The sequence below is a fragment of the Pseudonocardia xinjiangensis genome, from assembly GCF_050948425.1.
Classification (GTDB): domain Bacteria; phylum Actinomycetota; class Actinomycetes; order Mycobacteriales; family Pseudonocardiaceae; genus Pseudonocardia; species Pseudonocardia xinjiangensis.
Window position 1 is genome coordinate 2,790,001 of record NZ_CP192009.1, and the last position, 15,052, is coordinate 2,805,052.

Below are 15,052 nucleotides of genomic sequence, written 5' to 3' on the forward strand. Positions count from 1 at the left end.
GCGGGGCTCAAGCGCACCGCCGAAGCCGTGGCAATGCCACATGAGATCCGCCTTGTTCTTCGGGATGGGGTGTAGTCGTGGTGTTGGGTAGGGGAGCGTCGTGCATCCGGTGAAGCGGCCGAGTGATCGAGTCGTGGAGGGTGTGCGAGTGAGAATGCAGGCATGAGTAGCGAATGCAGAGTGAGAACCTCTGCCGCCGAATGACCAAGGGTTCCTGGGCCAGGTTAATCCGCCCAGGGTGAGCCGGGACCTAAGGCGAGGCCGACAGGCGTAGTCGATGGACAACGGGTTGATATTCCCGTGCCCGTGACAGTGCGTCCGTGCTGAGGCCGGTGATGCTAACCATCCGAACCCGCTTACTGGCCTTCGGGTTGGTTTGTTGGGGGAGCGTGGGGCCCGATCCGGTAGTAGGCAAGCGATGGGGTGACGCAGGAGGGTAGTCCCGCCAGTGAATGGTAGTACTGGTGTAAGCCTGTAGCCCGACATCTAGGCAAATCCGGATGTCGTGAAGGGTGAGAGGTGACGCGTAGCCGATTGAGGCGAAGTAGGATGATCCCATGCTGCCGAGAAAAGCCTCTAGCGAGTGCTGTTGTGGCCCGTACCCTAAACCGACACAGGTGGTCAGGTAGAGAATACCAAGGCGATCGAGTGAACTGTGGTTAAGGAACTCGGCAAAATACCTCCGTAACTTCGGGAGAAGGAGGGCCGTCTGGTTTGAAGCCCTTCGCGGGCTAGGGCTGGGCGGCCGCAGAGACCAGGCCCAAGCGACTGTTTACTAAAAACACAGGTCCGTGCGAAGTCGCAAGACGATGTATACGGACTGACGCCTGCCCGGTGCTGGAACGTTAAGAGGACCTGTTAGTCCCTTTGGGGGCGAAGCGGAGAATTTAAGCGCCAGTAAACGGCGGTGGTAACTATAACCATCCTAAGGTAGCGAAATTCCTTGTCGGGTAAGTTCCGACCTGCACGAATGGCGTAACGACTTGGGCGCTGTCTCGACCACAGACTCGGCGAAATTGCACTACGAGTAAAGATGCTCGTTACGCGCGGCAGGACGGAAAGACCCCGGGACCTTTACTATAGCTTGGTATTGGTGCTCGGTTCGGCTTGTGTAGGATAGGTGGGAGACTGTGAAGCGGCCACGCCAGTGGTTGTGGAGTCGTTGTTGAAATACCACTCTGGTCGAATTGGGTGTCTCAACCTCGGGCCATGATCTGGTTCAGGGACAGTGCCTGGTGGGTAGTTTAACTGGGGCGGTTGCCTCCCAAAATGTAACGGAGGCGCCCAAAGGTTCCCTCAGCCTGGTTGGCAATCAGGTGTTGAGTGTAAGTGCACAAGGGAGCTTGACTGCGAGACTGACAGGTCGAGCAGGGACGAAAGTCGGGACTAGTGATCCGGCACCACCTGGTGGAAGGGGTGTCGCTCAACGGATAAAAGGTACCCCGGGGATAACAGGCTGATCTTGCCCAAGAGTCCATATCGACGGCATGGTTTGGCACCTCGATGTCGGCTCGTCGCATCCTGGGGCTGGAGTAGGTCCCAAGGGTTGGGCTGTTCGCCCATTAAAGCGGTACGCGAGCTGGGTTTAGAACGTCGTGAGACAGTTCGGTCCCTATCCGCCGCGCGCGCAGGAGACTTGAGGAAGGCTGTCCCTAGTACGAGAGGACCGGGACGGACGAACCTCTGGTGTGCCAGTTGTCCCGCCAGGGGCACGGCTGGTTGGCTATGTTCGGAAGGGATAACCGCTGAAGGCATCTAAGCGGGAAGCTCGTTCCAAGATGAGGTCTCCCACCACCTTGCGTGGTTAAGGCCCCCAGCAGACCACTGGGTTGATAGGCCAGAGATGGAAGCCCTGTGAGGGGTGGAGTTGACTGGTACTAATAGGCCGAGGGCTTGTTCATGACGAGTTGTTTGCATCCACTGTGCGACCCTGAACACACAAACACATGTGTGGTCGGGGTGCGATTGTCTCGCATCCACTATGGTTGGGCCATAATTTGATAGTGTTGTCGGTGGTTTTGGCGGAGGGGAAACGCCCGGTCCCATCCCGAACCCGGAAGCTAAGCCCTCCAGCGCCGATGGTACTGCACTCGTTAGGGTGTGGGAGAGTAGGTCGCCGCCGACATCAAACTGTTTGTGGGCCCCCGCCGTCTGGCGGGGGCCCACTTTTTTGTATCCTCTGCAGGTGAGTATCGCGGATGGTTCCGGCGATAACCGCCCGCGACGAGATGATCGCGACGGCGCCAGGGGACCCGACAGCCGACAGACACGTGCCCGTGGAGACCGCCCGGAGCGCGGTGATGAGCGTCGCGGTGCGGAACGCGGCCGTCGTGACGCACGTGCAGGAGGAGCCGGCGGCCGCGTCGGCTCGGGCTGGTCCGGTGGTGGGTCCCGGGAGTCCGACCGGGGCTACCGGCCCCGCAGCGAGTCGTACGGGGGCACAGGAGCACCGGCACGTGGTGCCGGGGGCTCCGGCCGGGACGCGGCACGGCGGGACGACCGTGCCCGGGATGACAGGCGTGGCACCGACCGTTCCGGTGATCGGGGCCGGTCCGGCTACCAGGGGAACAGCAGGTACGACCGGGGATCCGAGGGATCCGACAGGCCCCGCTCCGGCGGTGCGGGCGGCCGGCGGTCCGACGCGGACCGCAGCTCGTACCCGCGCCGCGACGAGGCTTCGGGAGGCGACCGCTACCGCGGCAGCCGTGGTGACCGGACCGGCGCCGACCGGACCGGGGGCGCGGATCGCCGAGGCTGGTCCGAGGACCGCCCCAGGAGCGGTAGCGGCTGGTCCGAGCGGCGATCTGGCGGGCAGCGGCCGTCCGACTCCCCGCGCGGTGGGAACCGGGAGGACCGCGGTGCGGGGGCAGCGCCGTGGAGCCGTGACCGGGATGAGCGCGGGAGCGGCACCCCGCGGTACGAGCGGTCGACCGGTGACGACCGCGGTGGCTACCAGGGCCGGGCCCGCGGGGACGACCGCGGGGACCGGGGTGGCTATCGCGGCGCCGGCGGAGATCGCAGCGGGGACGACCGCGGCGGGAACCGCGGGAGCTCGGGTGGCTACCGCAGAGACGACCGGGGAGACCGCGGTGGATACCGCGGCAATACCGGTGCGAGCCGCGGCGGTGAGAGTGGACGCAGCGATTTCCGGGGCAGTGATTTCCGGGGGAGCGAGTCTCGCGGCAGCGATTTCCGCGGGAAGGCCGGGTCGGACCGCGGCAGGGACACCGGCGGCGACCGCGGCGGTCCCGGGAGCGACCGCGGCGAATATCGCGGCGGCTACCGCGGAAACACCGGTGGTGACCGGGGCGGTTATCGCGGCGGAAACACCGGTGGTGACCGCAGTGGTTCTCGCGCGGACGAGCGTGGCGACCGCGGTGGTTATCGCGGGAATGCCGGTGGATCCCGTGCGGATGACCGCGGTGGTTATCGCGGCGGCAGCTCGGGTGGCGACCGGGCCGGGTATCGGCGCGACGACAAGGGCGGCCAGCGCAGCGACGATCGTGGCGGTTATCGCGGTGGCAGTGCCGCCGGCGGCGACCGTGGTGCCTCCCGGATTGATGACCGTGGCGGTTATCGCGGAGACGACCGCGGTGGATACCGCGGGGACGACCGGGGCGGCCGCGGTGGCTACCGCGCAGCCGACTCCGGCGGCCGCAGTGCCGGCCGTCCGTACGACAAGAGCGCGGAGCGCTCGAGGGACGACCGCTCGGAGAGCAGGAGCGACCGGCCGGGGACCAGGGGGAGTGGCCCCACCTCGAGTCGGCAGGACGACCGGCCGAGTGCCGCTTGGGAGCACGGCAGTACCGACCGCGGCGACGAGCGCAGCACCCGGACCGACGAGTCGGTGAGCGCTGCGCCCACGGAGCGACAGGACGCGGAGCGGCCCGCTGCCCGGTCGGCGGCTGCGGAGGACGGCGACGACCGCAGCGGTGACCGCCCGGCGGGCGCCGGCAGCGACGGTGGCACCGACCACCGGTCGAGCGTCGGTGATGAGCAGCAGTCGGGTTCCGAGGACCAAGGCGCCGAGCGCCGGTCGAGCGTCGGAAATGAGCGGCCGTCCGGTTCCCAGGACCGCAGCAGCGAGCGCCGCCCGAGTGCCCGCAGTGACCGGCCGTCCGGTGACGCGCGCGGGCGCGGCGACCGGTCGGGCGACCGCGGACCGGCGCGTGACCGTGGTGCGAGCAGCTACGGCCGTGGCGCCGGGGCCAGGAGCGGGGGGCCCAGAGCCGGCGCCGCCGGTGGTGGCCGATCCTCCGAGCGCTCGGGCCGCTCCCGCCCGACCGAGGGCGTGCCCGTCGCGCGGGTCGCCGAGCCGCCGCTCAGCGACGACATCACCACCGCGGGCCTCGACCCCGAGGTGCGCCGGGACCTGCGTGGCCTGCAGAAGGACACCGCCGACAGCGTGGCGCGCCACCTCGTGGCCGCGGGAATGCTCGTCGACGACGATCCCGAACTTGCTCTCGAGCACGCGCGGTTCGCGCGCACCCGCGCTTCCCGGATCGCCGTGGTGCGGGAGGCCGCGGGCATCGCGGCCTACCACGCCGGTGAATGGGCGGAGGCGCTGAGTGAGCTGCGGGCCGCCCGCCGGATGGGCGGGGGACCTGGGCACCTCGCGGTGATGGCCGACATCGAACGCGCACTGGGTCGTCCGGAACGCGCGCTCGACCTGAGCCGCGGGCCCGAGGTCCGCGAGCTGGGCCGGGCCGAGGCCATCGAGCTCCTCATCGTGGCCGCAGGTGCGCGGCGCGACCTGGGCGAGTTCGACGCCGCCGTGATCGGCTTGCAGGTGCCGGAGCTGGACCCGGCGCGGCGCGAGCCGTGGAGCAGCCGGCTCTTCTACGCCCACGCGGACAACCTCCTCGCGGCCGGTCGGGAGTCGGATGCGCTGGAGTGGTTCGTCCACGCCGCCAACGCCGACGCCGACGGCGAGACGGACGCCGAGATCCGCATCGCCGAGCTCACCGGGGAGCCCCTGCTTCCGGAGGACGACGTCGAGTTCGGCCCGGAGGACCTGACCGACCTCCCGGCCGGCGGGGACGTCGCCGACGAGTCCGGGGAGCCGGCCTCCGACCGTCCCGGTGCGGATGCCGATGTCCCGGACGGTCCGACGGACGCGGTCGACGACACCGCGGACGCCCCCGTGAGCGACGCCGCCGTCGAGGCCACGCACCCTGAGGTCGTGGGCCACGACGCTCCGACCGAGAAGGTCGGGGATGACGACGGCGCCGAGACCGGCGCTGCCACGCCAACCGCAGGGAATGACGCCCCCGACGGTGACGCTGTGGCTGGTGATGCCGAGGCCGCAGGCACCGAGGTCGTGACGGACGACACGGCGGCGGACGGCAGCGGCGACGCCACGATCGGCGAGGCCGCCGGCACTCCTGCCGCGGGTGCCGATGCCGAGGTGCGCGGGGATCCGACCGCGCCGAGAGGGGATGCACGGTCGTGACCGACAGCGCCACCGATCTGCTGAGCAAGCACGACGTCGTACTCGCCGACCTGGACGGCACGCTGTACCGCGGGCAGCTCGCCGTGCCCGGGGCGGTGGAGGCCGTGAAGGCCGCCCGGGAGCGCGGTGTGCCCACCAGCTACGTCACGAACAACGCCTCCCGGCGGCCGTCGGACGTGGCGGCCCACCTGGCCGAGCTCGGCTACCCGGCCGGTGACGGGGACGTGGTCACCAGCTCGCAGGCGGCGGCGGCGATGCTCGCGAAGCAGCTCCCGGCCGGGTCGCGGGTGCTCGTCGTCGGCACCGACGCCCTGGCCGCCGAGGTCGTCGGCGTCGGGCTGGCCGTGACCGAACGCGCGGAGGACGCCGTGGCGGTGGTGCAGGGCCACAGCCCGGACACCGGGTGGCGGCTGCTGGCCGAGGCATCGGTCGCGCTCCGGGCCGGGGCCGTGTGGGTCGCGTGCAACCTCGACTCCACGCTGCCGACCGAACGTGGTCTGCTGCCCGGCAACGGGGCCATGGTCTCGGTGCTGCGGGTCGCCACCGGGCGGGAGCCGCAGGTGGCGGGGAAGCCTGCTCCCGGGCTGTTGTACAGCGCGGTGGAGCGCACCGGGGCGAAGGCCGCCCTGATGGTGGGCGACCGGCTCGACAGCGACGTGGAGGGTGGGCGCGCGGCCGGCCTGCCCACCCTGCTCGTCCTGACCGGTGTCTCCGACCCGGCGGAGCTGCTCGCCGTGCCGCCCGCGCTGCGGCCCGACTACGTCGACGCCGACCTGGGAGCGCTCACCCGGGCTCCCGAGGAGCTCGCCCCCGGAGTGCGGCCCGGCTGGGGCGCGCGTGTCACCGGCCACGGCGCGCTGACGCTCACGGCGGACGGGGGCACGGACCCGCTCGACGCGCTCCGCACGCTGTGCTCGGTGCACTGGGGCGCGGGCGGCGGACCCGCTGTAGTGACGGCCGACGGCCCGGATGCCGCGCGTGCCCTGCGGGCTCTCGGGCTCGCCGGGGCCGACGCATCCTCGGCTACCGTGGGTGGTGTGGACGGTGCGCCATCCCTGGCCGACGGAGCGCGCCGTCCCACCGGGACCGACAACGCGGGAGCGCATTCATGACCGTCCCCAGGCCGGGGCCCCCACCGGTACCAGCGGATCCGCAGGAGATCGTCTCCCGCGCGATGGCGGGTCTCGACGCGCTGGGCGACCGGCCGCTCGCCGAGCACGTGGAGGTGTTCGAGCGCGTGCACGCCGCGCTGGGCGAGGCGCTCGCTGCGGGAACCTCCGGCGCTGCGTGACGGTGGTCACCCGAGCTCGCCTCGACGCCGAGATGGTGCGCCGGGGCCTCGCCCGCTCCCGGCAGCAGGCCGGAGAGCTGATCGAGCAGGGGCGGGTCGCGGTCCGCGGGGTACCGGCGGGCAAGGCCGCCACCGTCGTCGACCGGGACACCCCGGTGACGGTCACGCAGACCGACGAACGTGAGTGGGCCTCCCGCGGCGCCCACAAACTGATCGGCGCCCTGGACGCGTTCGGCGTGGACGTCACGGGGCGGCGCTGCCTCGACGCGGGCGCGTCGACCGGCGGGTTCACCGACGTGCTGCTCGACCGCGGGGCCGCCGAGGTCGTGGCGGTCGACGTGGGCTACGGGCAGCTCGTGTGGCGGCTGCGCAGCGATGAGCGGGTCCACGTGCACGACCGCACCAACGTGCGTGCTCTGGAACCGTCGGCGATCGGCGGACCGGTCGACCTGGTCGTCGCCGACCTGTCGTTCATCTCGCTGCGTACCGTGCTCCCTGCGCTCATCGCGTGCACCCGCGAGGACGGTGAGCTGTTGCCGATGGTCAAGCCGCAGTTCGAGGTGGGCCGCCAGCGGCTCGGCTCGGGCGGGGTGGTCCGCGACGCTGGCCTGCGGCTCGATGCGCTCACCGAGGTCACCACCGCGGCGCGGGCGTCGGGGCTGGTCCTGCTGGGGGCGGTGGCGAGCCCGCTGCCCGGCCCGTCCGGCAATGTCGAGTTCTTTCTGCGGCTGTCCCGCCACGGCGTCGACGCCGGGGACGCGGTGCTGGCCGCGGCGATCGAGGAGGGCCCGTGACACGGGAGGTTCTGGTCGTCCTGCACTCCGGGCGGGAGACCAACCGGCGCACGGCGGCGGCGGTGGCACACCGGCTCGCCGCCTCCGGCATCCGGTTGCGCGTGCTGGGGGAGGAGTGGGCCGAGGTCCAGAACGGCGACCTGCCTGCTCCGCTCGCCCCGCGGATCGTCGACGGCCGTCCCGGGTGCGCCGAGACCGCCGAGGTGGTGCTCGTGCTGGGCGGGGACGGCACGCTGCTGCGGGCCGCGGAGATGGCCCGGCCGGTGGGGGTGCCGCTGCTCGGGGTGAACCTCGGGCGGGTCGGCTTCCTGGCCGAGGCCGAGGAGGAGTCGCTCGACGAGGCGCTCGACGCCATCGTGGAGGGCGGTTACTGCGTCGAGGAACGCATGACGCTCGACGCCGTCGCGCGCCTCGACGGGCACGTGCTCGCCCGCACGTGGGCGCTCAACGAGGCGACCGTCGAGAAGGTCAGCAGGGAACGGATCCTCGAGGTGGTGCTCGAGGTGGACGGCCGGCCGGTCTCCGCGTTCGGGTGCGACGGCGTGCTCTGCGCGACGCCGACGGGGTCCACCGCCTACGCGTTCTCCGCGGGTGGCCCGCTGGTGTGGCCGCAGGTCGAGGCGCTGCTGCTGGTGCCGAGCAACGCACACGCGCTGTTCGCCCGGCCGATGGTGATCGCCCCGGACAGCGAGGTGGCCATCGAGGTCGACCCGTCGGGGCCGCCCGCGGTGCTCGACTGCGACGGACGGCGCACCGTGGCGCTGCCGCCCGGAGCGCGGGTGGAGCTCGCCCGCAGCGCCACCCCGGTGCGGATGGTCCGGCTGGACGGGCAGCCCTTCGCCGACCGGCTGGTGCGCAAGTTCGACCTGCCCGTTCGGGGATGGCGGGGCGCGCCGCAGTCCGGCAACTGAGGCGTTGTCGGTTCGGCGCCGTACGCTTCGCCCCATGTTGGCCGAGATGCGGATCCAGGGCCTCGGCGTGATCGACGACGCTACGCTCGAACTGGATCCCGGGCTCACGGTGCTCACCGGTGAGACCGGCGCGGGCAAGACCATGGTCGTCACGGGGCTGTCGTTGCTTGGGGGCGGCCGCGCGGAGTCCTCGCGCGTCGCCGAGGGTGCGCGGCGCGCCGTCGTGGAGGGTCGCTTCAGTGCCGACCCGGCGGCGATGAAGGTGGCCGACGAGGTGGGCGCCGACGCCGACGACGACGGCACGCTCATCGCGGTGCGCACCGTGGGTGCCGACGGCCGGTCCCGGGCCCATCTGGGCGGGCGCTCGGTGCCGGTCGGGGTGCTGTCGCGGCTCGCGGAGGCCACGCTGGCCGTCCACGGTCAGAACGACCAGCTGCGGCTCCTGCGCCCCGCTGAGCAGCGGGCCCTGCTCGACCGGTTCGCCGGCGACGGGGTCGGCCTGCCGTTGGAGCGCTACCGCGCCGTCCGCGCGGAGTGGCAGCGGGTGGCGGCCGAGCTCGTCGAGCGGCGCGACGGCGCACGCCGGCTCGCGCAGGAGGCCGACCTGCTGCGCCACGGCCTCACGGAGATCACGGCGGTCGATCCGCGGCCGGGTGAGGACGTGGAGCTGGTCGACCTGGCCCACCGTCTGTCCGCGGCCGACGACCTGCGCGAGGTCGCGTCCAGTGCCCAGCTGGCGCTGGTGGGTCCGGAGGACGGCGACCTGGACACCCCCGGTGCGCTCGCGTTGATCGGCGATGCGCGCCACCGGCTCGCCGGCGCAGGCGACCCCGACCTCACCGCGCTGGACGCGCGGCTGGGGGAGGTGCTCGCGCTGCTCGGCGACGTCGGCACGGAGCTCACCGGCTACCTCGACCGCCTCGACGCCGACCCGGAACGGCTGTCGGAGGTGCTCACGCGGCAGGCCGAGCTCAAGGCGCTCACCCGCAAGTACGCGGCCGACATCGACGGCGTGCTCGCCTGGGCCGACGCCGCGAGGGAACGGCTGGCCGGGCTCGACACCTCCGACGAGGCCCTCGCCGCACTCGCCGCCCGCCGCGACGAGCTGGGCGTCGAGCTGGCCGAGCACGCGGCGGCCGTCACGGCGGCCCGCACCGAAGCCGCCGCCCGCCTGGCCGCCGACACCACGGCGGAGCTGGGCGGCCTGGCGATGCAGGACGCGCGGCTGCTCGTGGAGGTGTTTCCCCGCGAGGCCGGACCGGGGGCCGCCGATGCACTGCGGGTCGGCGGCGCCACCCTCGTGGCCGGCACCGACGGCGTCGACGAGGTGGAGCTGCGGCTGGTCGCCCACGCCGGTGCCACTCCGCTGCCGCTGCACAAGGGCGCATCCGGTGGTGAGCTCTCGCGCGTGATGCTGGCGCTGGAGGTGGCGCTCGCCGGGGCCGACCCCGTTCCCACGATGGTGTTCGACGAGGTGGACGCGGGTGTCGGGGGCCGCGCCGCAGTCGAGATCGGGCGCCGGCTGGCCCGCCTCGCGGCGCGCCACCAGGTGATCGTGGTGACCCACCTGCCTCAGGTCGCGGCGTACGCCGACCGGCATCTGGTGGTCGACAAGACGGTGCGCAACGGCTCCGGCCCCACCCGCAGCCGGGTGCGCACGCTGGCCGAGAGCGACCGCATCGTCGAGCTCGCGCGGATGCTGGCCGGGCTCGACGACACCGACACCGGTCGTGCCCACGCCGAGGAGCTGCTGGGAGCCGCCCGGGCCCACCGTGAGGCCGATCGGGCCCGTCCCCACGGCGCAGCCACCGACGCGGCCACGCCCCGGAACCGCAAGAAGGCGCCCAGCCGCGCCTGAAAGTCGCGCCTGACCTCACCCCGCCACCTGGGGTGGAGCCACCCGTCGGAAGGTGGACGGTCGGGGTTCCTCCCGGCGTGCCTTCCTCGTATCACCAGGCCCAGATGCCACAGTGCGTTCATGGAAGGCGGGTGCCTGGAATGAAGTTGTCCGGTCTGCTGCACCGCTCGCGGCCCGAGCTGCCGGGGCTGTCCGGTGTCGCGCGGGTCGATCGGCGAACCGACGGTCTGCTCCGTCGCATCAAGCAGGGCGAGATCGCCGTGCTCGACCAGGTCGACCTCGACCGCGCCACAGCCGACGCCCTCGTCGCGGCCGAGGTGAGCGCCGTCGTCAACGCCTCCCCGTCGATCTCCGGGCGGTTCCCGAACCTCGGGCCCGAGGTGCTCATCGACGCCGGCATCACGCTGGTGGACAACGTCGGTGCCGAGGCGCTGCACGCGATCAAGGACGGCAGCCGGATCCGGCTGCTCGACGGTGCCGTCTACGCCGGGGATCTGCACCTGGCCGACGGGGTCGAGCAGACCGCCGACACCGTGGCCGACGCCATGGTGGAGGCCAAGTCCGGGCTCACCCACCAGCTCGAGGCGTTCGCCGCCAACACCATCGAGTTCATGCGGCGCGAGCGCGCGATGCTGCTGGACGGTGCCGGTGTCCCCGACGTCGATGTCGACCTGGCCGACCGGCAGGTGCTCGTGGTCGCCGCGGGCTTCGACCACGCGGCGGAGCTCGCCCGGCTCAAGCACTACATCCGCGAGTACAAGCCGGTGCTGGTGGGTGTCGGCGCGGGTGCCGACGCCCTCCTCTCGGCCGGGTACCAGCCGCACCTCATCGTCGGCGACCCCGGCGAGGTGTCCAACGAGGCACTGACGTCCGGCGCCGACGTCGTGGTGCCGGCCTTCTCCGACGGCCACGCGCCGGGGCTGCACCGCGTGCAGGACCTCGGGACGGGCGCGGTCACGTTCCCGAGCTCCGCCAACCCCGAGGACCTCGCGCTGCTGATCGCCGCCCACCACGGCGCGTCGCTCGTGGTCACGGTGGGGCTGTCGGCGAGCATGGCCGAGTTCCTCGACCGTGGGCGCTCGGGAAGCATCGCGTCCACGTTCCTCACCCGCCTGCAGCTCGGCGGCACCCTCGTCGACGGTCGCGTGATCGCCACCCTCTACCGCAGCCGGATCTCCTCGGGAGCGGTGCTGCTGATGATCGCGGCGGCGGTGGTGGCCGTGGTCACCGCGCTGCTGGTGTCGGACGCGGGTGACGCGGTGCTGCTCTGGCTGTCCCAGGTCTGGGCCACGCTCGTGGGGCAGGTCAGGGGTCTGTTCCGATGATCTCGCTGCGCTACCACGCGATATCGATCACCGCGGTGTTCCTCGCGCTGGCGATCGGTGTCGTCCTGGGCGCCGGCGGCGTGTCCGACCGGTTGCTCTCGGCCGTCGCCACCCGGGCCGACGACCTCGGCGGTCAGGTGCAGACCCTCACGGCCCAACGCGACGCGCTGGCCGCCGCGCAGCGCGGTTCCGACGAGTTCGCGCGGCGCACGGGGCCGGCAGCGGTCCGGGGGCTGCTGCAGGGCCGCTCGGTCGTGCTGGTCACCGCGGGAGCCGACCAGGGCGACCGGGACGCCGTGCGTGCCCTGCTCGATCCGGCCGGTGCCACCGTGACCGGCGAGATCGCCCTGACCGACGCCGTCGGCGACCCCGCCCGCGCCGACCAGCTCCGCGAGCTCACCTCCCAGCTGCTGCCCACCGGGGCGCAGCTGCCCGCGGCGTCCGACACCGGCAGCCTGGTGGGCGGCCTGCTCGGCGGCGTCGTGCTGGCCTCGTCCGGGCAGGTCTCCCCGGAGCAGGCCGACGCGGTGCTCACCGGGCTCACGTCGGCCGGGTTCGTCTCCCCCGGGGAGCGGCCCCGGCCCGCCGACCTCGTGCTCGTGCTCACCGGCGGCGCCGTTCCCGGCGTAGACGGCGCCGACGCCGCGGCCGTCACGGCGCGCCTGGCTGCGCAGCTCGACCGGGCGGGCGGTGGGGCCGTGCTGGCCGGGCGCACCGGTTCGGCCGACGCCATGGGTGCGGTGGGGGTGGCCCGGGCCGACCCGAACGTCACCGCGTCCCTCTCCACGGTCGACGACGTGCAGACGGGCGCCGGTCAGGTGTCGGCGGTGCTGGCCCTGCGCGAGCAGCTCGACGGGCGCGCCGGGCGCTACGGCACCGCGATGTCGGCGGCGGACGGGGTGGCCCCGGCCGCGTGACCGTTCGGAGCAGCGATCGGCCACGCAGGGGGGCCGGACGTGAGCCGTCCGTCACCGTTTCTGCTGCGACAGCGGGCTCAATCGGGCGGGTAGCCGCACAACACGCGGGTGGGGGCGGCCGGTCCCCGTCGTCCTATGTACCCTGAAACCCCGTGCACCCACGCGCGACGCGTCATCTGTTCGTCACCGGCGGGGTCGCGTCCTCGCTGGGTAAGGGTCTGACGGCTTCGAGCCTCGGACAACTGCTCACGTCCCGCGGGCTGCGGGTGATCATGCAGAAGCTGGATCCCTATCTGAACGTGGATCCCGGCACCATGAACCCGTTCCAGCACGGCGAGGTGTTCGTCACCGAGGACGGCGCCGAGACCGACCTCGACATCGGCCACTACGAACGTTTCCTCGACCGCAACCTGCACGGCAACGCGAACGTCACCACCGGCCAGGTCTACTCGTCGGTGATCGCGAAGGAGCGCCGTGGTGAGTACCTCGGCGACACCGTGCAGGTCATCCCGCACATCACCAACGAGATCAAGGACCGCATCCTCGCGATGGGCGAACCCGACGACGACGGGACCACTCCCGACGTCGTGATCACCGAGGTCGGTGGCACGGTGGGCGACATCGAGTCGCTGCCGTTCCTGGAGGCGGTGCGCCAGGTCCGCCACGACGTCGGGCGGGACAACTGCTTCTTCCTGCACGTGTCACTGGTGCCCTACCTCGCGCCGTCGGGCGAGCTGAAGACCAAGCCGACGCAGCACTCGGTCGCGGCGCTGCGTAACATCGGTATCCAGCCCGACGCGCTCGTGCTGCGTGCCGACCGGGAGATCCCGGACGAGATGAAGCGCAAGATCAGCCTCATGTGCGACGTGGAGACCGACGGTGTCGTCGCCGCGCCGGACGCCCCGTCGATCTACGACATCCCCCGCGTGCTGCACCGCGAGGGGCTCGACGCCTACGTGGTGCGGCGGCTCTCCCTGCCCTTCCGCGACGTCGACTGGACGGTCTGGGGCGACCTGCTCGACCGCGTGCACCACCCCGACGAGACGGCGCGTATCGCGCTGGTCGGCAAGTACGTCGACCTGCCGGACGCCTACCTGTCGGTCACCGAGGCGCTGCGGGCAGGTGGGTTCGCCCACCGGGCCCGTGTCGAGATCGTGTGGGTCCAGTCCGACGAGTGCCGCACCTCCGCGGGGGCGGCGGCCGCGCTGGAGGGCATGGACGGGGTGCTGATCCCCGGCGGTTTCGGGGTGCGCGGCATCGAGGGCAAGCTCGGCGCCGTCCGGCACGCCCGCACCCGCGGCATCCCGACGCTCGGGCTGTGCCTCGGGCTGCAGTGCATGGTGATCGAGGCGGCGCGGTCGCTCGCGAACCTCGGGGACGCCAACTCCAGCGAGTTCGACGAGCGCACCCCGCACCCGGTGATCTCCACGATGGCCGACCAGCGCGACGTCGTCGCCGGCGAGCGTGACATGGGCGGCACGATGCGGCTCGGCGCCTACCCGGCCGTCCTCGGTGCCGGCACGGTCGTGTCGAAGGCGTACGGGACCCGTGAGGTGTCCGAGCGGCACCGGCACCGCTACGAGGTCAACAACGCCTACCGCAAGCGGCTGGAGGAGGCCGGGCTGGTGTTCGGGGGCACGTCGCCCGACGGCACGCTGGTGGAGTTCGTCGAGCTACCGGCGGAGAAGCACCCGTTCTTCGTCGGGACCCAGGCCCACCCGGAGCTCAAGAGCCGCCCGACCCGTCCGCACCCGTTGTTCAGCGCCTTCGTGCGGGCCGCCCTCGACTACCGGGCCGCCGACCGGCTGCCGGTGGAGTTACCGCCCCGGGAACGCGCGGCGGCGGCGGTCAACGGGGCGGCGTCATGAGCGCTCCCCGCCACGACTTCCCCGTAAAGGCCAGCACGGACATCTACGCCGGTGCGGTGATGGCCCTGCGCTCCGACGAGGTGGTGATGCCGGGCGGGAAGGTGGCCGTCCGGGAGATCCTGGAGCATCCGGGAGCAGTCGCGATCGCGGCCCTGGACGCCGACGACCGGCTGATGGTGATCCACCAGTACCGCCACGCGGTGCGGCGGCGGCTGTGGGAACTGCCTGCCGGGCTGCTCGACGTCGACGGGGAGGACCCGCTCGAGACGGCGAAGCGGGAGCTCGCTGAGGAGGCCGGGCTGGTCGCCGCCGACTGGTCCACGCTGCTCGACGTGGTGCCGTCCCCCGGGTTCTCCGACGAGTCGGTGCGCATCTACCTCGCGCGCGGCATCACCGAGGTGGGCCGCCCGGACCTGGGCGACGACGAGGAGTCCGACCTCACCACGCGCTGGGTCTCGCTGTCCGTCGCGGTGCGGATGGTGCTGTCGGGCACGATCGTCAACGCGGCGACGGTGGCGGGGGTGCTCGCGGCGCACGTCCTCTCCGGAGCGCCGACTGCAGCGCGGCCTGCCGACGCGGCGTGGCCGGACCGGCCGACGCGGTTCGCCGAACGGGCGCGCCGGAAGTAGCGCCCGC

At 72.2% G+C, this 15,052-nt stretch carries 10 protein-coding genes and 2 rRNA genes (1 of these 12 cut by a window edge); all 12 read left to right on the plus strand.

The annotated features are described in order from the left end of the window. Positions 1–1,901: ribosomal RNA gene (locus ACQPZA_RS13295) — 23S ribosomal RNA — on the plus strand (it extends 1,214 nt beyond the left edge of the window). Positions 1,902–2,008: 107 nt separating this feature from the next. After that, positions 2,009–2,125 (plus strand): 5S ribosomal RNA (rrf, locus tag ACQPZA_RS13300). A gap of 1,722 nt (positions 2,126–3,847) precedes the next feature. Further along, complete coding sequence (locus ACQPZA_RS13305; protein ID WP_433280922.1) at positions 3,848–5,452, plus strand: hypothetical protein; 1,605 nt, start codon at positions 3,848–3,850, stop codon at positions 5,450–5,452. Further along, the gene (locus ACQPZA_RS13310; protein WP_433280924.1) at positions 5,449–6,564 is read left to right on the plus strand and encodes an HAD-IIA family hydrolase; all 1,116 of its coding nucleotides are present in this window, start codon (positions 5,449–5,451) and stop codon (positions 6,562–6,564) included. The genes ACQPZA_RS13305 and ACQPZA_RS13310 overlap by 4 nt, the downstream gene beginning before the upstream one ends. Then, positions 6,561–6,743, plus strand: a complete 183-nt coding sequence (locus ACQPZA_RS13315) for a hypothetical protein (RefSeq protein WP_169396684.1) — start codon at positions 6,561–6,563, stop codon at positions 6,741–6,743. Before ACQPZA_RS13310 ends, ACQPZA_RS13315 begins: the two co-directional genes overlap by 4 nt. Before the next feature lie 2 nt (positions 6,744–6,745). Next, complete coding sequence (locus ACQPZA_RS13320; protein ID WP_433282805.1) at positions 6,746–7,537, plus strand: TlyA family RNA methyltransferase; 792 nt, start codon at positions 6,746–6,748, stop codon at positions 7,535–7,537. Continuing rightward, entirely contained in the window at positions 7,534–8,448 is a 915-nt protein-coding gene (locus ACQPZA_RS13325) for an NAD kinase (protein WP_169396685.1), read from the plus strand. The genes ACQPZA_RS13320 and ACQPZA_RS13325 overlap by 4 nt, the downstream gene beginning before the upstream one ends. Before the next feature lie 34 nt (positions 8,449–8,482). Continuing rightward, complete coding sequence (recN, locus tag ACQPZA_RS13330) at positions 8,483–10,306, plus strand: DNA repair protein RecN (protein ID WP_433280926.1); 1,824 nt, start codon at positions 8,483–8,485, stop codon at positions 10,304–10,306. Positions 10,307–10,446: 140 nt separating this feature from the next. Continuing rightward, positions 10,447–11,631 (plus strand): putative cytokinetic ring protein SteA, encoded by a 1,185-nt coding sequence (gene steA / locus ACQPZA_RS13335; RefSeq protein WP_433280929.1) that lies wholly within the window; start codon positions 10,447–10,449, stop codon positions 11,629–11,631. After that, entirely contained in the window at positions 11,628–12,548 is a 921-nt protein-coding gene (locus ACQPZA_RS13340) for a copper transporter (RefSeq protein WP_433280931.1), read from the plus strand. Before steA ends, ACQPZA_RS13340 begins: the two co-directional genes overlap by 4 nt. Before the next feature lie 152 nt (positions 12,549–12,700). Next, a complete protein-coding gene (locus ACQPZA_RS13345) occupies positions 12,701–14,416 on the plus strand; it encodes a CTP synthase (RefSeq protein WP_433280933.1) in 1,716 nt (571 codons plus the stop codon). Then, on the plus strand, positions 14,413–15,045 hold the full coding sequence (locus ACQPZA_RS13350; RefSeq protein WP_433280936.1) for an NUDIX domain-containing protein: 633 nt from the start codon (positions 14,413–14,415) through the stop codon (positions 15,043–15,045). Before ACQPZA_RS13345 ends, ACQPZA_RS13350 begins: the two co-directional genes overlap by 4 nt. Positions 15,046–15,052: the final 7 nt, after the last annotated feature.